Source organism: Microbacterium sp. KNMS, assembly GCF_053851835.1.
In genome coordinates, this window is the sequence record NZ_JBSQBP010000004.1 from 1 (window position 1) to 21,389 (window position 21,389).

Sequence of the window (21,389 nt, forward strand, 5' to 3'; positions counted from 1 at the left end):
CGCCGACCGCCCCGGCCACGACCTGCGCTACGCGATCGACTCCACCAAGCTCCGCACCGAACTCGGCTGGACCCCCCAATACCAGGACTTCGAAGCAGGACTCGCCGCGACCATCGACTGGTACCGCGAGAACGAGACCTGGTGGGCACCCGCCAAAGACCACGTCGAAGCCTTCTACGCCTCGAAAGGACAGTGACCCGCAGTGACGACGTTCGGCAAGACCCTCGAATAGTACTTCCGAAGGATTGAGATTCGCTTCCCGTAAAGTAGTCCGACCGAAAGCGAGCGATACAGATCACCGCCAGCGACCGCCCCGACCGCGCGGCTCAAGACAGCGGCCGTACCGTGGATCGACGCCTTACGCGACGTCATCTTCTGATCGCTGGCGCAGCCAGCGTCCTCGGCGGCTCCGTGGTCCTGTACGGAGTCGCTCAAGAATCGACTGAGCGCGCTTTAGTGCAGCCTGAGCAAAACCCTGGTGCTGCGCTGAAGGTTGCAGGGACTGGCTATGTTCTGCGCGCTGAAGGTAAGTCGGGTTCGGTCCTGTTGTGCACTGAATCTGGCGAACCACTTCAACGCTTTAGGGGGTTTCGTTTCCGCGATACGTCTTTTACCGCGGGTTCAGTGCGCCTGCACGCTACTGACGCGGGCCCAGCCTCGTTGATCGTCGAGTACTTGACTCCAAACGGGGCTGCTGCCGGCGCTACCTGCGTCTTCACACCCCGAGGCCCGTGCGTTGACCTCGAATTCCGCTTCGACTCGCTCGATGGACTCGACCCCGAAGATGGCATGCTTCTTCGCGAGACATACACCAGGTCTCCCGTGGTCGAAACGGTGCACGGAGTATTCGACTGGCGTCGGGATCCCCGGGGAGGGATACCGGTCCAAGATGACGGAACCTTCGTGTACGTGCAGGATCACTCGCAGCTGAAGGTCGGGATCGTCGCCGCGAACTCTCGCGCGCAGTGGCGTGATAACCGCTCGCTCCATCTCGTTCCGAGCTTGAACCAGGATGGAGTCTACGCCGCCACGTGCTCCGTAGTCATCGACCGATTCGCGACTCCAACCGTCATCGCCGCCATGGCGCGATCCCGCCCATTGAGTGTCGATCTCACTACGGACGCACCCTTCAATATCTGGGAGTCCTTAGACGGGCCGATCCTCGCGAAGGCGACGCTCTTCAATGGAGGACGCGCACGTGAGGTACAAGCATCCTGGGTCGCGCATGATTACGACGGTACCACCGTCGCCTCTGGCTCGGCCGCGCTTCATCTTGATGCGGGAGCTATTGGGACAGTCGAAATCGAGGTCTCACTCCAGACGAGAGGGATCGCGTTCCTCGAGGTCACCGCGCGGTCGGGCAGCGATCTCCACTACGCTCGGACCAATCTCGCCGTTCTCCCACCTCACGAGTTCACGGACCGAGGTTCGAGCATCTTCGGAATCGCCCCCGGTTATGTGATCAATAACAGTGCCGAGCGAGATCTCCTACGACGGCTCGGCGTCCGTCACAGCCGACACACCTTTTTTACTGCGGAGCAACTTCGGGAGTACGGGTTCACGCAGCACAGACTGCGCACCATGCCCTCGCTTCACGAGCACGAAGGGGACTCCAAAGGACTCGACGCCTACGTCGAATCGGAACTCGACACAGCTGAAGCGCGACATGCGATTGCTTATGAACTTGGAAACGAGCTCAATCGGTGGGGAGACGGACCGTACACGGGCGACGGCGCGGACTTGTATACGCGGACCTGGGTGCGCGCATTCCGCCGGGGCCTGCGTCGGCGTGGTAGCGACCTCAAGCTTGTCGCCGCCGGTCTCGCGGGGATGGACGTGCGGTACGCACGCGCCATGTTCCGCGCCGGGCTTTCTCAGTATGCGGATGCATTCAACTTGCATCCCGGTCGCCAGAACGTCACGCCTGACTGGGCGCCAGACTGGCGTCGAGTCAGCAGCGGTGCCGACCGTTCGTGGAGCTACTATGCCGCGCTGAAGGAGGCGCGCGGCCTCATCGACGAGTACGCGCCAGACATGGAACTCTGGCTGACGGAGGTCTACGCCTGCACCCGACCGAACGCCTGGTGGGACGATTCGTACCGGCACGCGGCGGAGAACATCATCCTAAGCGCTGCACTGGCACTCACTGTTGGCGTAACGAAGCTTCTCTGGTTCCAGCTATACGACAATACGGCGTCGGATCGTTACGGGGCGCGCGCAGATGATCGAGAGCACCACTTCGGGCTTGTACTTCGAGATTTAAGCCCGAAGCCGTCCCTTCTCGCTTTCGCGGCGGCAACGGAGCACTTCGACGGCGCCCAGTTCAAGCGTTGGCTTGCTTTCGACCAGGACACCGTATTCGGCCTCGAATTCAGCACTCCACGAGGCGCTCTCGCGGTATTGTGGACCCGCGCTGACGGGTACGAACTAAATTCTGAGCAAGAGCGCGACGGCAGCTTCTATCCGAGTCCCGAGGCTTGGGTCGAGACATGGCGGACAAAAACGAAAGTCCGAGTCAAGGCAAAAGCAAAAATGGTGACCGAGATCGATTCGATCGGTCGGCGTCGCTCAATCCCCGCACGGCAGGGTTACGCTGTCGTGCAACTCGATGGAGCCCCTCGGATGTATTACGGACTGGACACCTCCGCGATCGAGGGCGCGAGAGACGTCCCAGGCGGCCTCAGGCAGTCTTCCCCAGAAGAGGACTAGGACGTGTTGCTAAATCCATTGCAGAGCGGCGGAGAGGCAGATCCCTGCCGCGTATGACCGGGCGGTCTTGTCGTAGCGGGAAGCGAGTCCGCGCCACTGCTTCACGAAGTTGAAGCACCGCTCGACGACGTTGCGGCCCTTGTAGCGCTCCCGTTGGTCATCGCCGAAGTCGATCGGACGCCCCTGTCGCTTGCGCCGGTGGGCGATCTGGTCGTCGCGTTCGGGGATCGTGGCCTTGATGCCGCGCTCGCGCAGCCAGGCCCGGTTCTTCTTTGACGGGTAGCCCTTGTCCGCGAGCACCCTGTCCGGTCTCGTGCGCGCAGGCCCTCGACCGGGAACGTGGATCTCGTCGAGCACCTCGGTGAACATGCTCGTGTCTGCGACCTGCCCGCCGGTGAGGACGAACGCGAGCGCTCGGGCTTGCCCGTCGCAGACGAGGTGGATCTTCGTCGTCAAACCACCCCGTGACCGGCCGATCGCGTGGTCAGGAGGCTCTGGCCCGGACTTCTTGTAGTTCGACGGAGCCCCCCGTGTCGCGGGGCAGGGTCGCGCCATGCTGGTGGACGCGCGCGATCGAGGAGTCCACCGACACGACCCAGTCGATCTCGCCAGCGAGCGACGCCCGCTTCTGTACGTGGGTGAGCAGGTCCTCCCAGACGCCGTCCGTCGCCCACCGGCGGAAGTTCTTATAGACCGTGTTCCAGCTCCCGAACCGGTCGGGTAGGTCTCGCCACGCCGATCCCGTCCGGAACCGCCACGCGGTCGCCTCGACCACTGTGCGCCGATCCACCGGAGGACGGCCCCGTGTCCTCGCCGGCGGGAACACGTCCCGGATCAGCTCCCAGACCTCGTCCGTGATGACATCTCGCGACACGACTCAAGAATCACCCAAAGGCTCCACACCCACATTCAGCAACACGGCCTAGTGCGCGGGTGTGGGGATTGATGTACGCGAACTGCACCAATTGCACGGCAGCGCGGTGGCGGTACGCCTGATGACGACGAGCTTCCTCCACTGAAGTTGATGCAGTATCAGGAGCTGATCGATGCGGAGGCTGCCGCGTTCATCGGCGCAGCCCCGTTCGAACGGTCCCCGGAGCGTGTCACGCAACGCAACGGCACTCGTCCTCGCACCCTGACCACGACAGCCGGAGACCTTGAACTGCGCCTCCCGAAGCTGCGGCAGGGGTCCTTCTTCCCGTCGTTGTTGGAACGGCGCCGTCGTGTCGATCAGGCACTGTTCGCGGTGGTGATGGAGGCCTATGTCCACGGCGTCTCCACACGCAAAGTCGACGACCTGGTGAAAGCGCTCGGCGCGGATACCGGGATCTCCAAGTCCGAGGTCTCCCGGATCTGCGCGAACCTCGATGAGGATGTCGCCGCGTTCCGCGACCGGCCACTGGCGGACACGACGTATCCGTATGTGTTTCTCGACGCGACCTACTGCAAAGCCAGAGTCGGCCGACGCGTCGTCTCCCAAGCGGTCGTCGTCGCGATCGGCGTCGCCGCCGACGGACGCCGCGAGGTCCTCGGGTTCGAGGTCGGGGAGACCGAGTCGCAGCCGTTCTGGACCAGCTTCCCCCGCTCACTCAAGGCCCGCGGACTCGGCGGGGTGAAGCTCGTCATCAGCGATGCGCACACCGGGCTGATCTCCGCGATCGAGACCGTGTTCGCCGGCACCGCCTGGCAACGCTGCCGTGTCCATTTCATGCGCAACGTCCTCTCGAACGTCCCGAAAGCGTCCGGGCCGATGGTCGCGTCGATCATCCGCACGATCTTCGCCCAGCCCGACACGGAGCACGTGTTCGCCCAGTTCCATGAGGTGGTGCGGATGCTGACCCGGTCGCATCCGAAGATCGCGGAAGCGAGCAATATTGCCGTCTGATGCATCATGAAAGAGAGCAAGGTCGAGCCCACGCCGCAGCGAGAAGTGGGTACTTGTGGCGTTGCTGAAAGAGGTTGGCCCCGAGATCGGGAACCTCGGCAGGGCATTTGCATCAATGTCTGGTCTGATGCATCACAGCGGAGCGACAGACGGTGCGATGGAGGTCGCACCGTAGGCGGCCGAAGCGAATCCCTGCGACGGTCACACCGATCTGCACCGCCGACAGGAACGTGTTGGGGTTGCGTGCCAGCGCGGCGGCGCGCTCACCACGCCGGCCGCGCGCGGCGATCGCGTTGACCTGGCTCTCGCGGAGGGTGACCAGCGCCATCTCGGTGCGTGCGAAGACGCCGCCGATGAGCACGAAGGCGATGACCAGCGCGATGTTCAGGATGAGGTCGCCGTTCATCGCCTTCGTGCTCATCGGCGGCGGTCGCCGCGGGTCTTGATGAGGCTGGCGATGGTCGCCACCGCGATCGTCCCGGCGATGAAGAGTAGCGAGAGCCAGATCGGGATCTCGGGGATCACCGTGATCGGCTCGCCGCCGTTGATGAACGGCAACTCGTTCTTGTGCAGGGCGTGGATGAGCAGCTTCACGCCGATGAAGGCCAGGATGACAGCGAGCCCCTGCGCGAGGTAGACCAGCCGCTCCAGCAGGCCGCCGATCAAGAAGAACAGCTGGCGTAAGCCCATGAGCGCGAACGCGTTGGCGGTGAAGACGATGTACGCCTCTTCGGTCAGCCCGTAGATCGCCGGGATCGAGTCGACCGCGAAGATGAGGTCGACGAAGCCGATCGCGATGATGGTGAGCAGCATCGGCGTGGCCCAGCGGCGCCCCTGCTGCACGATCGTGAGGCGGTCGCCGTGGTACTCGTCGGTCACGCGCATATGGCGGCGCACGAAGCGCATGAACCTGCCGTCGGCGGGGTTGGAGTCGCCGTGTGTGAAAGCCTGCCGGTAGGCGAGGAAGAGCAGCAGTGCGCCGAATCCGTAGAACACCCACGAAAAGTTCTCGATGAGCGTCGCGCCGACGGCGATGAAGATGCCGCGGAGGATCAGTGCGATCACGATGCCGATCATCAGCACCTTCTGCTGATAGATCTTCGGCACGGCAAAGCTTGTCATCACGATGAGGAAGACGAAGAGGTTGTCGATCGACAGCGCCTTCTCGGTCAGATACCCGGCGAAGTACTCACCGCCGTACGTCCAGCCTGACACCATTCCGATGCCGACGCCGAACAGCAGCGCGAGACCGATGTAGAAGGCCGACCAGCGGGCGGATTCGCCTATGGTCGGCTCGTGGGGCTTGCGCACGTGCGTGTAGAACTCGTAGACGAAGAACGCGATCGTGACTGCGATCGTGATGATCCAGACGAGCGGGGGGATGTTCACAGCGGGGCCTAACCGTGGAGTGAGCGGATCAGTGCCAAGGTCTTCTCCATCCTCGTGATCGAGGACCGGTGGCCCGGGATGCGGCGTGCATCCGTAATGACGAGCCGACTGTGGCGGAGTACTCCCCTTGGACTTCCAAGTATGCATGTCCTCGCCGTGTTTCCTGAACAGGTCGTGGTGGGCTTGCACGATGACGCCTTGGTGGGGAAGCCGAGGCGGGTGGCGATCTCGAGGACGCCGGATACCTGGAGCGGGAGAAGCGCGGTCGGCGCAACCACTACGTGTTGTACCAGGACCGTCCGTTGCGGCATCCTGCGAACGCCGCGCATACCGTGGGCGACCTCATCCGCGCGTTACTGGACATCCACTAAGACACGCGCGTTACCGCTCGGCTCAGCGGATGCCGGGGCGCGGTCAGTGCACGAGTGCTTTGAGAGCGATCAGCGCGAGTCCCATGCCTGCCGTCGCGGCGGCGGTGACCACCTTCACCAGGGCGGGGTCGTTGCGTTGCCGGGCCGCCCACCATCCCAATATGGCGAGGGTGACGACGCCTCCCCACAAGGAGATGTCTACGGCGGCATCCATCGATAGTCCGAGGAGCGCGGCCGCGGTCAGGCAGGCGACCGGGACGATGAGTGCCCACAGGAGTCCGGCGGAGCGTTGCAGGCCTTCGCGGACCGCTTCTCGCCAGCTCATTGCGCGGTTGCCGACGATCTCGGCGTAGACGTGTGCACCCCAGAACACCAGGACGGTGCCGATGGTGCGCGCGATCAGGACCGGCAGTCCCGGGTTGTAGAGAGAGAACGCGGAGATCAGCCCAGCGGTCAGAACGGTGCCGTAAACGGCCTCCGCGTTCATGGCCCTCGACACCCACGGGTATCGCCGCAACCCGGCATCGACGTCGAACCCCGAACCCTTCACCCGCCACCACCACTTCGCCGTGCAGCTCGAATACAGCATAGTCCTGCCAGAACACCGCGAAAGCGCCCCCTGCGACGGGAAGGGCCGAGCCCTCGCTTTCATCCTCACGCCCGGGCAGGCGGCGGACACCAGCGTGCTGACCGCGACGCTGAGCGAGATCCGCGTCTCGGGCGCGAGGGGCAGGCCACGGTCGAGGCCGGACCGGGTGATCGCGGACAAGGGGTACTCGTCCAGGGCGAACCGGGCCTGGTTGCGCGAACGCGGAATCGCCGCGACGATCCCCGAACGCGACGATCAGATCGCCCACCGCCGCAAGCGCCGCGGACGACCGATCGACTTCGGCGACCAGCAGCGGACCCGCTACCGCGGTCGCAACGTCGTCGAGCGGTGCTTCAACAAGCTCACGCAGTGGCGCGGGATCGCGATGCGCTCGGACAAGACCGCACGGAACTGAATCGGCCTGGCTTTGGTTCCGTCCTCTATTTCAGGATGGGTGACGATGCCGAAGAAGTATGACCCGCAGATGCGGGAGCGGGCGTTGCGGATGCTGGCCGAAGCGATGCCCGATTACAAGACCAAGACGGCGGCGGTGCAGCATGTGGCTGGGCTGCTCGGGATGAGCGCGGAGACGCTGCGGACGTGGGCGCGGAAGGTCGAGGTCGACGCGGGGCGGGTGCCGGGCACCCCCTCCGACGTGCTCGAGGAGAACCGGCGGTTGCGGCGGGAGAACGCTGAGCTGCGCAAGGCGAACGAGGTCCTCAAGGCGGCGAGTGTGTTTTTCGCGAAGGAGCTCGACCGGCCCTCGACGAGATGATCCGGTTCATCGACCAGTATCGGGATCGTTTCGGGGTCGAGCTCATCTGCCGGGTGCTGCGCCCGGCAGTGCGAGGGTTTATCACCTCGCGCGGCTATCGCGCCGCCAAGGCCCGCGTCCCATCGGCACGGCAGTTGCGCGACGAACTGCTGGTGCCGGAGATCGCCAGGCTGCATGCGGAGAACTACGGCGTCTACGGGCGCCGGAAGATGCACGCACTGCTGCGACGGCAGGGCTGGGACATCGGCCGCGACCAGACCGCACGGCTGATGAAGCTCGCAGGAGTATGCGGCGTGCGCAAGTCGAAGCGGGTGTTCACCACCCGCGCCGACAAGACCGCGGCGCTGCCCGGCGATCTGGTCAACCGCCGGTTCCGGGCCGACGCGCCCCGGCGGCTCTGGGTCTGCGACATCACCTACGTCGCCACCTGGTCCGGGTTCGCGTACGTCGCGTTCGTCACCGACGTCTACTCCCGCCGGATCGTGGGGTGGAACGTTGCGGCGACGCTGCGGTCGGAGATCCTGCCGCTGCAGGCGCTGGAGATGGCCGCGTGGGGCGCCGGCGGCCGGCTCGATGGGCTGATCCATCACGCCGATCACGGCTCGAACTACACCGCGATGGTCTACACCGACCGGATCGTCGAACTCGGCGCGATCCCCTCCACCGGGACCGTCGGCGACAGCTTTGACAACGCGATGGCGGAAGCGATCAACAACCTCTACAAGACCGAGCTGATCCGTCAGCGCGGCCCCTGGCGGACGGTCGAGCAAGTCGAACTGGCGACCCTGGAATGGGTGTGGTGGTGGAACAACGCCCGCCTCCACGGCGAGCTCGACATGCGCACCCCCGTCGAAGTCGAGAACGCGTACTACGCTGACCACGAATCAGGCCTCCCGGCAACCGCCGGACAGGAAACCGGATAGGAACCAAAGCCAGGCCGATTCAGAACTACCACGCCGGCCTCTGCCTTGGCGCGACACTCCACTGGCTCACCAGCACCTTTAGCAACACGACCTAGATGTAGCGAGGTTGTTTGAGATCCGGCTGATGGGCGGGAGCTTCCCGATCGCGGTGTGGGGCCTGTGATGACTGGAGAGTGCAGCTAGGCTGGCAGAGCTGCGCGGTGGGGTGATTCGCTGCTGTAGTGCTTCACGTAGGCCCAGCCGTCGGCCACGGTGCGATGGAATCGCTCGATCTTCCCGTTCGTCTGCGGCGCAGTCGCGTCGCCAGGCGTGGGAGCGGTACGCGGGGCCGTTGTCGGAGAGGACCCGTTCGACACGGACGCCGCGGTCGGCGAACCAGGACACGGCCCGTTGCAGGACGCCGATCGCGGTCTCGGCGCGCTCGTCGTCGTGGATCTCGGCGTAAGCGACGCGGGAGCGGTCGTCGACGACGGTGTGAACGTAACGCCGGCGATGCCTCGCTTCCGGTGCGCTTGGCCGTGACTGCTCGGTTGCGGTCGCCCTGGAACCGTCCGACGTAGCGCCAGCCGCCGCCCTCGGAGATGTTGCCGAGCTTCTTCACGTCGACATGGGGCCGAGCTCCTGGAGTCTCGCGTTCGTAGCGACGCGCGGGCTCACCGGTCTGCACGTCGATGTGGGAGAGCTGGTTCAGCCGGCAGTGCTTCAGCACCGCATGAACGGTTGACGACGCCATCTCCAACCGGCCCGCGAGCTTGACCGGGCCGAGGCGCTTGCGGATCCGCAAGTGCACGATCTTCTTCACCAGATGCTGCGCGGTCCGGTTCGGATGCGTGTGCGGCCGGGAGGAGCGGTCGACCATGCCCTCGTCGCCGAGCTCGAGGTTGCGCAGAACCCACTTCTTCGCGGTGGGCCAGGACACGTGGAAGTAGTCCGCTGCTGCGGCGATCGTCCATCCCTCGTCGACGACCTTCTGGACAAGGCGGGTTCAGAGCGGATGCGGTAGCAGCTCCACTCTGCCGGGAGGTTGTCGTCACATCAGGGAAGCCAGATCAAACAACCTCCCTGGGCGGTACACCTAGAGCGCGGCTGGCTCCAGGACCGACAATCCCTGCGCTGACGGTGCCAGTTCCAGCATGGTCTGGTCGGAGTCCGTGAAGAGAGGGAGCCCGCTGGGAGCGGAGTGGAGCGCCCGCGCCAGCCGAGCGAAGCTCGTGCGTGCACTCAGTGTGCGCTGGCCCGCGAAGGCCACCGGGACCTTGCTCGCATCCAGCTGCAGCGTGCTGAGGTCGTCGATCAGCCCTACCAACTGCGACTGCCTCTCGGCCAGGCCGGACAGTTCCGCACGAAGGACGTTCTCGACGTGCGGCAGGGAACGATCGGGGTTGGAGAACTCCGCCGCGATCTTCTCCAGAACGACCACACGGGCTCGGAGCGCGAGCGCTTCGTACGTCTGTCCGACCATCCGCTCGAACGCCTGGATCGGATTCTCACGATTACTAACGAGTGCCTTCATCAGGTCGGGCCCGTAGACGCGGTCTGCGTCCGCATACATTGCGGCGATCTCCAGCCAGCCGTCGAGCCGCTCGATGTAGGAGTTGGTTAGGGAGTCGAGTTCTCCGAACGCGTGATTCGCCGTGTTGAGAACAGGAAGCGTCGCCTGGTCGAGCAGATAGCCCGCGACCTTTCGCGCCTGCTTCTCTGCCGTCGTCAGTACCGCGCGTTCCTGCTTGTCGAGGTGCAGCTGTACCCCCACAACGGCGTTCTTTATTGCGTCGAGCTTCATGTTCGTCTGGTGCTGTGCGAGCATTTCAGCGGCCATTGCAAGACCCACCGTCGCGATCAGCGGGCCGGCCGCGGCCATGGCGCCAGCGCCCCCCGTTGCGACAGGGACGAGACGCGCCTGCCCCGCGAACTTTGTCGATCCAGCGGCACGAACCATACCTCGGAATCCGCCGCCAACCGCAGGCACCAGGTCTCGTGCTGCCGCGCCCGTCGGCAGCACGAGCCGATAGAGCACCTCGCCAGCATGCCCCGCGCGGTCGATCTTCCCGACGGCTAGCTCGATCGCCTTCGCGAACGCCCCAGCGGTCGGTGCGACCATGCCCGACGCCTTACTTGTAGTCGGGGACGCCGAGCGCGTGATGAGCAACGCCTCACGGTCGAGCAGCATCCGGAGCAAAGCTTCGGTGCTCGGCGCCACGCTCATGGGTACGATCGGGACCACGACAGCTTCCCCAGGCTCCATGCTTCCTCCAGATCGATGTCCCGGACATTCTGTCAGCCGTCACGTCCGGCGACGCTCGAGGGTTCACTAACCGGCTCGTAGCGTCCCCGGTGAGACAGTACGGACAAAAGCTCGCCCGCCCTGCCGGTTCCGTCCTTGCGAAGTGCACTGTCAGCAATGCCGAGCAAGTGCCGCATTCGCGGCGCGCGGTCGTGCTTACTCAACTCACTCGACTGGCTGGTCCAGTACCTCCTCCACCAGACGCCGGGGCGAACGGGCGCGCCGGTGTCCTTCCGATCCGTGGCCTATCGCAATCATCATGATCGGCAGTTCGGCGTCCTCGATAGAGAAGCGTTCCCGTAGACCGGCAGCAGTCCGATTCAGAACGCTGAGGTTCAGCATGCATGAGTCCAGGCCCAGCGCATGAAGAGCCCAGACGAAGCTCATAGAGAAGAGGCCGCCTTCAATCCACGCCTGGTTACGCTCGCTCGCCGCCGCGAAGTACCTTGTGTCGACGGTCACGAGAGCAAGCGCCGGGATCTGTTCGCGGAAACCACGGTTGCCGTTCTGGAACGCGAGCGCTCGCACGACGTCCGCTCCCTCGAAGAGACGAATCTTCCACGCCTGGCGGTTGCAAACTGAAGGCGTATTGATTGCCAGTTCTACTGCGCGGTGCAGAAGAGCGGGGTCCACTGGCCGATCTGAGAAATCACGGACACTGTGGCGTGTCTCAAAGAAGGTTGCGGCGTCCTCGATCCCGCGTGCGCGCGGTTCGCGCACGGGGCTGACGTCAGAATCGACTCCCCCGCCTTCATTCCATTCGGCCAGCGCGTCGATAGCTGATGAAACATGATCCACATACGGCGCAGTCGGCTCCGCTTGCGGAAGCAACATGCGGAGGCGGCGCTCGACGTCTGCGCCGAATGGTCGCTTCGGATTTTTGAGCGCAAGCCCCTTTTCGACGCGGTGATAGTCTTTCGTCAGCTGCGCCTCGAGGTGTTTCCCTCGTGCGTCAGCCCCGATGAGCCAGTCTGCCGGCGCCATGTGCTCCAGATACCGCCGCGCATCCAAACGGAATTCGCGACGAACCTCGTGGCGCATCTTGGCCAGCAGAAGGGGACGCTTTGCACGTCGCAACACCGCCACCCACGAACTCGGCAATTTCTGCTTCAAAAGGGACTTCATGTTTCTCTCCTATACGAGCCGTCACCTATTGTTGACGCTCTTGCCTGAAAGCATGAGGGTATCAGCCAGATAATCGCGGCCGCGCGCCGCTTCGATCTGCAAACGACGACGGACCTCAGGCCAGTCGATCGGCTTATCCACGATGGGCGCGACCGACTCTCGGCTGGGGTCAACAAGCAGGCGATCTTCAAGCCCAAAGGTCCGCAAGAGCGATTCCATTCGGGTTGCACCGCGCTTCGCGTTCGCAACCGTAATGAACGGCTTCTCGTTCAGGATTGCGAATACAGTCCCGTGGAAGGAGTCCGTGATAACGAAGCGAGCGTCCTGGAAGCAACTGAGCCAGTCCTCCATTGTCGGTCGCAGATACGGTTCAGGGTTCACGGACAGCTCTCGGTAGCTGCTCGGTGCAGGCGGCATGAGAGGCGTGATCGCGGCCCCGAGACAGTCCGCAGCGGCGCTGACGCTGTCCTGCATCGCCTCACTCTGATCTAGAACGTACGCCAAGAGCTCGATCGAGACACGTTCGCGTCGAGCCCTCAGCGCCAGTCGATCGTAGTGCGCTTTGGGAAGCAGCATCGTCGGGTCAACGTGGTGCTGTGCGGAGACGCCCCACTCGCGTTCACAAAGGTCGACCGCCGAGTCCTCACGCACCGAGATGGCGTCGAACCTCCTCGCCAGCGCACCCGACTGCCGGATTAGCTCCGGACCATACTCGTCAAGATTGTCGTGTCCGAAGGACGCGGCGTAAGAAACGATTCGAACATCAGACCCGTGGACGAAGTCAAAGAGGTACGAGCGCACGTCCCCGTATGCTCGACGCCAGACTTGGTCGCTCCCCACGACGAATCGACGGAAGCTTCGCGCGACCTTGTTCCGCGGTCGCCCACCTCGATACAAGCGGACAGTGTCAATATCGGACTTGACGAATTCAAGCAGTGGCGCCGCGACCACTCCATGAATGGACTCTCGCTCCCACTGTCTGTGTCGCGCCTTTCCAACAATCCGCGCCGGAATCCGCAACGCCCAGGGCCTGCCAAGCTGGCGGCGGATCCACGCGGTGACCAATCCATGAGAGTCGGCGCGCGTACGATCTGTCCAGGGGCGCCCGCCGAGCTCGCGGATCACCTGCTGAAGCGCGTAGGCCTGGATGATCCCACCGTAATTCGCGTTCCCGAGCGGCAACGTCCGGACGAGGACGTTCTCCTCCGCGTACCTCACACCCCTCGCTCCTTTCCACGCACCCTTTCCGCCACGAAATCTGAGGGACAGCTTGATCCAGCTCAATCCCGCACCGATCGCGACCGATGGGGCCCGCTGCTGAAGCGCGCGTCGCCCTACCCACGCCGCGTACCAGCGAAGGTAAGCACGGATGCCAGCTCGCAGCTCCCGGGGTGCTTCTGCGATCACCAAATCGCTTCTTGTCAGTAGCGGAGGCACTGGGTACGCGCCCGCCCGACCGTGGCTGAGCGAGCTCGCATCGGTGTGAAACACGACAAGAGTCTTGTCGAGATAATGAACCACTCGATCGGAGAAGATCAGGCGCCCCCACAGGAAGGCGTCCTCCCCAAAGGTACAGTGCTCTTGCGCATAGAACCCGCCCAGCTCCCGCGCGGTCTCCGTGCGCACCAGGCAGGCGCTGCTATGGAGCGCATCAATCATTCGTTTGAGCAAGCTCGATGGCGGCATGCCTTCGCGCAGGCCCCAGGCTCCGGGAAGTACACCGCGGGACTGCAGGTCGAAGCGCGACTCCACGCCATCGCTTGGCCGATACCATCCGGCTACCACAACGCTCACACCGGGATCGGAAGCGACAACCTGTAGCGCCTCCTCAAGGAACTGCGGTTTCCACTCATCATCCGCGTCGAGGAACGCGACGAAATCGGCTCGAGCCAGTTTCATTCCATGATTGCGAGCGGCTCCGGGCCCTGCATTCGCTTGATGAACATATGTCACGCGGTCGTCTTTGAGAAAATCCCGCACCACATCGCGCGAAGCGTCCGTCGACCCGTCATCGACGATGATCACTTCCCATTGAGAGATCGTCTGCCGGACTATCGAGTCGAGTGCGCGCCCCACGACCCGTTCCTTATTGAACAACGGCACGACGACGCTCACGAGGGGCACCTCGCACCGCATCCTTTCATCAAGCATCGATCAACCCCATCACTTACGCACCATCCTCTTCAGGACGCGGATCGACTGCGCGGATTCCCGCCTTCCCCCAGGCACAACGAGTAGGAGAAGAACGTAGCTCGCCGTCGCGGTGGTCGCCCCGAGAATCAGCGACAGCCAGTCGTTGGCGCCGTCCACTCCTGCCAGCACGACGCTGGTCACGACGTACGCCCCAAGTCCAGCGAAGAGCATTCGAAGTCCGTTTCGGAAGAATGACCAACCATCCATCTTCGCTGTCTTCGATAGCCACATGAGGTTGATCGGCCAGCTCAAGCCGAGGCCGACTGAATATGCCCACGCCACATATTCGACCCCCCAGAATGATGCGGCGATCACGAGAACAATTACGAGCGTTTTCGTGACCAGGTTGTAAAGGAGGAGTTCTCGGCTCTGATCCTCCACAATGAACACCCAGTAGCTGACAAACGAGAGCACGTTGAAGCAACCACCGATGGCGAGTATTTGAAAATAGACGACCGCAGGCGTCCACTGGCTTCCGAGAACAAGCGGAATGAGCGATTCTGCGGTTGCGGCAGTGACGAGGAACACCCACACTAAGGCGCTGCCGAGCGCGAACTGAATCTTCAGCAACAAGCCCATCGGAGACTGTCCCTCGCGGCGCGCGCGGTTCAGAGTAGGCACCACAACCTGGGTCAGAGGTCCCAGAACCCGGGAAATTGGAATATTTAGGAGCTGAAACGCGCGATTATAGTAACCCAGGTCCGATGCGCCCCATTGTGCACCGATCGCTATTGTGTCGATGTTCGTCGCAATCCGAGTGAGCAGTTGGGCCGCACCGAAGTTCCCTCCGACTTGCAGAAGGGCCTTCGTACCATGCCCCCGGTGAGGGAGACCTGGAATCCAACGTGAAGCTATCCAGCGGGCGACCAAGAGCGCTGCTGATGCCGCGACCAGCTGAATGACAAGAGCCCAGTACCCCCACCCCAGGGCGGCCGCCACGACAGCGAAGGCCAAGCCGACCAGGCTTGCGCCGACGCTGGTCAAGGCAAGCGTTCCGAACCTCATGGCGCGGGCGAGATGGACCTGAGTCTGCGCCTGGAGGCCGTTCAGGAACAAGACACCGGCCATCGCGGGCACGATCGCTCCGAGCCGCGGTTCGTTATAGAAGAGAACTAGCGCCGGGCCCGACAGCACCAACAATGCGGCTGCGGAGGCACCGAGCACGACGTTTCCCCAGAACATATTGCTCGCTTGAGCATGGCTGAGCTCTCGGGCTTGGAGTGCCGCTGTCGGCAGACCGAAGTCTCGCACCAACTCACCGATTGAAACGAACACGGCGACCATCGCGATGAGCCCGAAGTCGGTCGGCGCGAGCATTCGCGAGAGGATGACGACGCTCGCCATCTGGATGACGACCCCTACCACCTGAGACAGCGCGGTAGCTCCACCACCGCGAAGCCCACGCGAGATTGTGTCTCCTGTCACTCCGCAACTCTAGCGGGACATGGCCAGAGCCTTCTGAGCGCTTCATGGACGCCATGATCGACGGCGGGTCCAGGCGCACAGGACTTCATCTCATGGGGGAGACGTCGGCGGAACACAAGAGACGGGTGGTCGGCAGGCGGGTCAGGCCCATCGGTCGGGAGCGATCCCGCTCGGATGCGCCGGCCACGCAGCGCTGTACCGGATACATCCGGAGAAGCCGAACAGCTCGAACAACGGATCAGTGGGCTCGCGCGGGACTCGCCCCAATAGCCTCGTCATGTCGCGCCAGCGATACCCCGAACGTCCGCGGCCGTTCTAGCCGCGCTGCTTGAAGGAACAGTATGAGAAGGCTTCTGCGCTTGAGAAACCACGCTTGGTCCGCCATGAAAGCTCGTCGCTCTGTCATGCGTCCGGCCACCCCGACACGAGTGTTCCCGGTAGCGGTGGCGATCGCGTCACTTACACTCGCGCTCGCGCCTGCTCCTGCGATTGCGGCCGCGACACCGTCGACCACCGTCGCGATCGAGTCCGTCCTGAGCACCGCGGCAGCACCCGATGGGGAGCAAGCCGCGACCTTCGCGACGAAGTTGACAGCCGGGGTATCCCACTCCCCGGTCGATGCGGGACGCGCCACGAACGTTAAGGCAGTACTAACCACGTCCGGCGGAAAGGCCCTTGCAAATCAGCAGGTGCAGATCCAACAGCGCGAAGTTGGAGCCAGCACGTGGCGGACCGCGGCAACTGTGTCGACGAACTACAAGGGACTCGCGACGCTCCGCGTCGGACAACTCCAGCGCAATCGAGAATTCCGCGCGGTTTACACGGGTACGAGCAGGTACGGAGCTTCGACGAGCAACACGACTGTCGTCAAGGTGAAGCCGATCGTCAAGATCACCGCGGTCTCGACTCTCACACCCACAGTCGGCCAAAAGATGACGTTCACCGGCCGCACCTCACCCGGCCTCGTCGGGAAGACGGTGGCGCTCCAGACCTATACGAACGGCGCGTGGAGGCAGGTCGCCACCACGAAGGTGCCGAGCTCGCGAACTTTCTATATTCCAGCGACCGCACGCGACGTCGGTTCACGTAGCTATCGTGTCGTGGCCGGCCCCACTGCGAACACGGAGCAGGCCTACAGCAACACGCAGAAGGTGACCGTATTTGGCTGGTTCAACCTGAGCGGAATCGAGCCGGTGAGTGAGGATCGGTGGAACGATGAGGATCCATATACGGTCGCAGGCAAATCGATGCCTGAATCTGTCGGAACTGAAGTTTGGTGGGGCGACCCCGCGCCCGCCAGTCGGTTCGGCCACGCCGACTACAACCTCAGCTACCGGTGCATCCGATTCGAAGCGTTCCTCGGTCTCGATGATTCCTCAGAGTCCGGCGCCCGCAGGCCATTCTCCGCTCGCGTCGACTCGACGAATTACAACTTCGGGTCGGTCGGCATCGGCTCGCTGCAGCGTGTAGCGATCAAGACCAACGGCGCATTCCGGCTGCACCTCGAGTACGGAGCGGACACAGGCTCAGAGGCGGACAGCCTGGCCGTCTTCGGAAATGCGCGGGTACTCTGCTCCGGCCAGCCATAATGCGTCACCTTGGGGTCGGGTGATCGAGCCCGATCCGCGCGTCCCCAGTGCGGATTCGCTGCACTGGGGACGCGATGTGTTCCTCACCCGTTCTTGACGCGTGCCGGGGTGAGGCGACACCTGGGTGCTGGAACCGCAAGCACAGACAGCGAGCGCCCTTCGCTAATCTAGGCTCGCACGGGCGCAGACCAGCATGGAATGCCCCGGACCCTCTCCGTTCAGCACGAAAGTTCTCAATGCGTCTTAGAAATCGCTTCGCGACGGCCATGGCGGCCATACTCCTTGCAGCACCACTCGGGTTCTCTTCAAGCGCCTCAGCGGCCCCGGCAGGACCAATCCATGAACCAGCGGAAGGCGTGGCGGCCTCCACGTCCCCGTACGTAGACATAACCAAGATCGCGCCACGCAATGTCAACGTGTCGACGCCGGATTGCCAGTACGTCACCGTTTCCATCGCTGTCAGCCTTCGCCCTGGAACGGACTACTGGTCCGCGACGACCGACGTCACGAAGGGCGCGGGCGTCGTGGGGAGTCTCTTCTTCGGGGGCAGTAGCGACGTCAAGCAGGATCGCCACCTCTATTGCCCGAGTCAGGGTTACGGAAAATTCACCGTAGGCCCCTCGGAATGGAATTCGACTGTCGAGGGTGACTGGAACTACTACTCAGGCATCGATACGACGTCTTCAGCATTCTACGTCCGCACCAAGGCGAAAGCCTCAATCTCCTCGCTGACGAGGAGCAACGGGTACACGATCGCGTCCATCAAGGGCACTCGGTACGACCCAACCGTCTATCCTTCCTGGGTGGCTTACTCGGTACCGAAGATCGTGCTGCAGGTAAAGATCGGAGACGTTTGGAAATCGGTGGTCGCCGGCGAGATGCGCAACGGGGTCGCCACACTTCGTTACAAGACGAGTTCGAAGTTCTCGTATCGAGTTTGGATTCCTGCGACGGAATCGACGCTCTCTGCGATCAGCCCAACGGTCATTAAGTGATTCCATCCGCCATGTCGGGCACGGTCGCGTCGGCTCGTTAGACGGCTCACCTCAGGAAGGCGCTCCCCCCTGTCAGCGCCTTCCTGAGGTGAGGGAGCGGTCTGGTAGCTCGATCTGCGAACCCGGCGGCCCTAACTGCGACTGCATGAAGCGCAGTCCTCAGTAGCGCCTGAGTCTGCGCTGCTCGGCCCTTGCTTCACACCTCTAGAGGAGGGCGAGTACGCCGGCAGATTCCAGCTTCTCCCGCAGCAGCGGCGCCAGCATCTCCGCGTACTGCCGTGTGACGTGCATCTCGTCGCGCATCGTCGGCGTCGTGCCCACGAAAGCCGGGCAGCGACCATCCGCACAGAACCACTCCTCGACGGTGACGTACGCCGCGCCGGCAGACCGCACCGCTGCCATCTCGCCCTCCGCCACCTCGCGGTAGAGCGCGTCGAGCTCGTGGATGCAATCAGCTGGCACTGACCCGGCGCCCGCGCACTCCCCGAGCGCCTCCCGGCGCGGGGGCGACTGCACGAAGACGACGTCGTCGGTCACCTTCTTCAGCTGCTCCGCGAGACGCTCGGTCTCGAGCGCCCACTGATACACGCCGCCGCCATCCAGCGCGTCGACCGCCGGCTCGAGATGCCACACCCCGGTGTACAGGTTGCTGACGAAGATGAGATCGGGCGAGAGGCGCTCGACCTCGGCGAGGGCTCCTGCCTGATGCTCCTCGCACGTCCGCTCGTGCTCCGCGTTGTCATACCAGCGCGGGATGTCGACCTGATAGCAGGCGGCCATGGTCAGCGCCTTGACGTTCCAGCCCTCTCCGAGCGCGGCGCGGATCATCGGCAGCAGCACGATGCCCGTCGAGTCGCCCATGACGACAGCCGTGCGCTCTGCCCCCTCGTGGGGGAACCAGCACGCCGACGGGTCGGCGAGATCCACGTTCGAGCAGCCGGCGCCGTCCTCTTCCGGCATCCCCTGCACCGCGACGTCAGCCGGGGCCGGGTCGAGAGCGGGCCACGCGGTTGCGGCGAGCGCGTCGCGAAGCAGTCCGTCAAGTTGGGCCCGCGAGGTGATCGCCGTAGGCTCCGCCGCGGCGGCCGCCGGTGCAGGAGGTCGCACCGCTCCCGCGGCGACAAGCCCCGCGATCAGCAGCGCGACTCCCCCGATCGTCGCGACCCAGACCATCCGCCCGCTGCCTCGCGCGAGCCATGCCGACCGCCGTACGGGGTTCTCGACCAGGTGATATGTGACGACCGCGAGGACGAGCGTGACCACGAGCACGACCACGAGGAACTTCCGCTCGTGCGCATCGAACCGCGGCGCGAGGAACACCACGACCGGGAAGTGCCACAGGTAGAGCGAGAACGAGAGGTCTCCGACATACGTGGAAGCGCGATTCGTGAGGGGCCAGATCTCGGGCTCTCTTCCGCCGGTCCCGCCGGCGATGACGATGGCCGTCGCGACCACGGCGAGCAGCGCGCCGGGCATGGGCATTCCCTCGCTGCCGCTGGTGAGGAGCGCGAACGCGAGGGCGGCGAGACCCACCCAGACGATCCGCGGGCGCCACGCGTCGCGCAATCGAGCCAGCAGCGGCGCGCCGACCGCCACGAGCGCGCCGAGCGCAAGCTCCCACGCGCGCGTGAGGGACGAGAAGTACGCGACGCCGGGCCGCTGCAGCGTCTCGAGCGCACCCCACGCGAGCGACCCGACGAGGATGGCGCCGAGCGCGATCGCCAGGACGCGACGGCTGGGCATACGACGACGGGCCGCGAGCAGAAGGCAGAGGATGAGGATGGCCGGCCAGACGAGGTAGAACTGCTCCTCGACGCCGAGCGACCAGTAGTGCTGGAGCGGCGAGACGGCGCCGGTGTCGGCCCAGTAGTCGGTGCCCTCGGCCGCGAATCGCCAGTTGCTCACGAAGAAGACCGCAGCGAGCGCGTCGAGGGTGATCGACCGTGCCTGCTCACCGCCGAGGAGCACCCAGCTTGCGCCGACGGTGACGACGAGCACGAGAACCGACGCCGGCATGATCCGGCGGACGCGACGCCGATAGAACTCGGCGAGTGAGATGCGGCCTGTGCGGTCGCTCTCGCGCAGCAGCAGCGCCGTGATGATGAAGCCCGAGATGACGAAGAAGACGTCGACCCCGAGGAACCCGCCCGCGGGCCATCCGACGGCGTGATTCGCGATGACGGCGAGCACTGCGACGGCGCGCAGACCCTGGACGTCGCGGCGGGGGTGGCTCGGTTCGCGTCCGCCGCTCGTGCGGGGCTGTGCGCCAGGCGCGCGCTGTGCTTCCTGCGGCAGTGAGATGCCGCTCATTCCTCACCCTCCAGGCAGAGCGGGGGATTCAGGGCGGTGCGCCGCCCGTCGGGCTCGATGAGGGTCGCGATGCCGCACGCGGCCGTCTCCTTGACGAACCGGACGAGCAGTGTCGTCGCGACGGTGCCGTCTTCTTGCGCGGACGAATGCTGGGTGAGCCCTCCGTAGCGGTCACCCTCCGGGTAGACCTCCATGCGCAGCTCCCCCACCTGCTTCTCCGAGATCGTCGCGCGCCCCCAGATCGCGCTGCACCGCGGCGAACGGAGAAGCTCGACACGGACCGCCCCGTCGGCTCGCGCGGCTGAGGAGACGACCTCGCCGTCTTCGTCGCAGCCGCTGAGGTGCGCAGAGCCTCCGTTGAGGGGCAGGACCTCGGTGACCTCGCGCATCGCCGGCGCGCCGGACGCCGTTCGCTGCGCCATCCATCCGCTCGCGGCGACGAGCAGCGCAACCGACACCGTGAGCCCGATCAGGATGGGACGCCAACGCCCCGGGCTGCCGACGGCCTCATGGGTCGCCGTGCCCGGCGAGCGCAGCCGCGATGCGCGAAGCGCGTCGAGCCGCGCCACCCACGGCGCCGGGTCGGCGCCCAGCGCGACGGCAAGACGCTCGACCGTGTTGGCGGTCGGCGGCTTCGCCCCCGCGAGAGCGTCTGACACGACGCTCTTCGAGACATGGGCTCGGCGCGCGATCGCCTGCAGCGTGGGATACCCCGCCTCGTAGCGCAGTTCCCGGAGATCGGAGGCGAACGCCTCGAGGCTGTCGGCGCGCGGCGGAGCCCCATGCGCCCTCGAGGGAGCACCGCGCGCAGACGGCCGGACGGGCAT

The 21,389-nt window shown here is 64.5% G+C and carries 14 protein-coding genes and 4 pseudogenes; 7 read left to right on the forward strand and 11 right to left on the reverse strand.

Annotated elements, in window-relative coordinates; genetic code table 11:
- Both ACWXWW_RS03555 and ACWXWW_RS03560 read left to right on the forward strand, forming a co-directional pair.
- Window positions 1-196, forward strand: a pseudogene (locus tag ACWXWW_RS03555) (dTDP-glucose 4,6-dehydratase); the annotation flags it as partial.
- 707 nt (window positions 197-903) lie between these two features.
- On the forward strand, window positions 904-2,709 hold the full coding sequence (locus ACWXWW_RS03560; RefSeq protein WP_455968794.1) for a hypothetical protein: 1,806 nt from the start codon (window positions 904-906) through the stop codon (window positions 2,707-2,709).
- Between the two features lie 9 nt (window positions 2,710-2,718).
- On the opposite strand, the gene ACWXWW_RS03565 is transcribed toward ACWXWW_RS03560, so the two are convergent.
- Window positions 2,719-3,583, reverse strand: a protein-coding gene (locus tag ACWXWW_RS03565) for an IS5 family transposase (protein WP_455968795.1) whose coding sequence is annotated in 2 segments (ribosomal slippage) — window positions 2,719-3,237 and window positions 3,239-3,583 — 864 coding nt in all. Because the reading frame shifts where the segments join, the coding sequence is not laid out codon by codon here.
- A 90-nt stretch (window positions 3,584-3,673) separates the two neighbouring features.
- On the opposite strand from ACWXWW_RS03565, the pseudogene ACWXWW_RS03570 reads away from it, so the two are divergent.
- Window positions 3,674-4,570: pseudogene (locus ACWXWW_RS03570) on the forward strand (IS256 family transposase); the annotation flags it as partial.
- A gap of 159 nt (window positions 4,571-4,729) precedes the next feature.
- Here ACWXWW_RS03570 and ACWXWW_RS03575 read toward each other — a convergent pair.
- From ACWXWW_RS03575 to ACWXWW_RS03585, 3 genes and pseudogenes are all read right to left on the reverse strand, one after another.
- Window positions 4,730-5,000 (reverse strand): annotated as a pseudogene (locus ACWXWW_RS03575) (CNNM domain-containing protein); the annotation flags it as partial.
- Between the two features lie 11 nt (window positions 5,001-5,011).
- Window positions 5,012-5,983, reverse strand: coding sequence for a TerC family protein (locus ACWXWW_RS03580; RefSeq protein WP_455968966.1), 972 nt, complete (start codon window positions 5,981-5,983; stop codon window positions 5,012-5,014).
- 414 nt (window positions 5,984-6,397) lie between these two features.
- On the reverse strand, window positions 6,398-6,841 hold the full coding sequence (locus ACWXWW_RS03585) for a hypothetical protein (RefSeq protein WP_147040074.1): 444 nt from the start codon (window positions 6,839-6,841) through the stop codon (window positions 6,398-6,400).
- Between ACWXWW_RS03585 and ACWXWW_RS03590 the strand changes: the two genes are divergently transcribed.
- Window positions 6,840-7,358, forward strand: coding sequence for a transposase (locus tag ACWXWW_RS03590; RefSeq protein WP_455968797.1), 519 nt, complete (start codon window positions 6,840-6,842; stop codon window positions 7,356-7,358). The genes ACWXWW_RS03585 and ACWXWW_RS03590 overlap by 2 nt on opposite strands.
- 45 nt (window positions 7,359-7,403) lie before the next feature.
- Window positions 7,404-8,641 (forward strand): IS3 family transposase gene (locus tag ACWXWW_RS03595; RefSeq protein WP_455968798.1). Its coding sequence is split into 2 segments (ribosomal slippage): window positions 7,404-7,683 and window positions 7,683-8,641, totalling 1,239 coding nucleotides; the frame shifts between segments, so codons are not numbered across the junction.
- A 78-nt stretch (window positions 8,642-8,719) separates the two neighbouring features.
- Here the strand turns inward: ACWXWW_RS03595 and ACWXWW_RS03600 are convergent.
- The 5 genes and pseudogenes from ACWXWW_RS03600 to ACWXWW_RS03620 all read right to left on the reverse strand — a co-directional run.
- A pseudogene (locus ACWXWW_RS03600) lies at window positions 8,720-9,623 on the reverse strand (IS481 family transposase); the annotation flags it as partial.
- Window positions 9,624-9,716: 93 nt separating this feature from the next.
- Window positions 9,717-10,742: a hypothetical protein gene (locus ACWXWW_RS03605; RefSeq protein WP_455968799.1), complete on the reverse strand. Its 1,026-nt coding sequence runs from the start codon at window positions 10,740-10,742 to the stop codon at window positions 9,717-9,719.
- A 348-nt stretch (window positions 10,743-11,090) separates the two neighbouring features.
- Window positions 11,091-12,050, reverse strand: coding sequence for a nitroreductase family protein (locus tag ACWXWW_RS03610; protein ID WP_455968801.1), 960 nt, complete (start codon window positions 12,048-12,050; stop codon window positions 11,091-11,093).
- A gap of 21 nt (window positions 12,051-12,071) precedes the next feature.
- Window positions 12,072-14,165 carry a glycosyltransferase gene (locus ACWXWW_RS03615; RefSeq protein ID WP_455968803.1) on the reverse strand — a complete coding sequence of 698 codons (2,094 nt, stop codon included), beginning with the start codon at window positions 14,163-14,165 and terminating at the stop codon, window positions 12,072-12,074.
- Window positions 14,166-14,213: 48 nt separating this feature from the next.
- Window positions 14,214-15,668, reverse strand: coding sequence for a lipopolysaccharide biosynthesis protein (locus ACWXWW_RS03620; RefSeq protein ID WP_455968804.1), 1,455 nt, complete (start codon window positions 15,666-15,668; stop codon window positions 14,214-14,216).
- A gap of 443 nt (window positions 15,669-16,111) precedes the next feature.
- Between ACWXWW_RS03620 and ACWXWW_RS03625 the strand changes: the two genes are divergently transcribed.
- Window positions 16,112-17,257 (forward strand): NPCBM/NEW2 domain-containing protein, encoded by a 1,146-nt coding sequence (locus ACWXWW_RS03625; RefSeq protein WP_455968805.1) that lies wholly within the window; start codon window positions 16,112-16,114, stop codon window positions 17,255-17,257.
- A 416-nt stretch (window positions 17,258-17,673) separates the two neighbouring features.
- Window positions 17,674-18,252, forward strand: coding sequence for a hypothetical protein (locus ACWXWW_RS03630; protein ID WP_455968806.1), 579 nt, complete (start codon window positions 17,674-17,676; stop codon window positions 18,250-18,252).
- A 204-nt stretch (window positions 18,253-18,456) separates the two neighbouring features.
- Here the strand turns inward: ACWXWW_RS03630 and ACWXWW_RS03635 are convergent, their stop codons facing one another.
- Window positions 18,457-20,562, reverse strand: a complete 2,106-nt coding sequence (locus tag ACWXWW_RS03635; protein WP_455968807.1) for an acyltransferase family protein — start codon at window positions 20,560-20,562, stop codon at window positions 18,457-18,459.
- Window positions 20,559-21,389 carry a helix-turn-helix domain-containing protein gene (locus tag ACWXWW_RS03640; RefSeq protein WP_455968809.1) on the reverse strand — a complete coding sequence of 277 codons (831 nt, stop codon included), beginning with the start codon at window positions 21,387-21,389 and terminating at the stop codon, window positions 20,559-20,561. Before ACWXWW_RS03640 ends, ACWXWW_RS03635 begins: the two co-directional genes overlap by 4 nt.

What these genes read in the sequence shown, in the direction of transcription:
- ACWXWW_RS03590 (WP_455968797.1), top strand. Translation starts at nt 6,840, where the DNA reads ATGGCCCTCGACACCCACGGGTATCGCCGCAACCCGGCATCGACGTCG.
- ACWXWW_RS03585 (WP_147040074.1), bottom strand. Translation starts at nt 6,841, where the DNA reads ATGAACGCGGAGGCCGTTTACGGCACCGTTCTGACCGCTGGGCTGATC.
- ACWXWW_RS03605 (WP_455968799.1), bottom strand. Translation starts at nt 10,742, where the DNA reads ATGGTCGCACCGACCGCTGGGGCGTTCGCGAAGGCGATCGAGCTAGCC.
- ACWXWW_RS03610 (WP_455968801.1), bottom strand. Translation starts at nt 12,050, where the DNA reads ATGAAGTCCCTTTTGAAGCAGAAATTGCCGAGTTCGTGGGTGGCGGTG.
- ACWXWW_RS03635 (WP_455968807.1), bottom strand. Translation starts at nt 20,562, where the DNA reads ATGAGCGGCATCTCACTGCCGCAGGAAGCACAGCGCGCGCCTGGCGCA.
- ACWXWW_RS03640 (WP_455968809.1), bottom strand. Translation starts at nt 21,389, where the DNA reads ATGCCCGTCCGGCCGTCTGCGCGCGGTGCTCCCTCGAGGGCGCATGGG.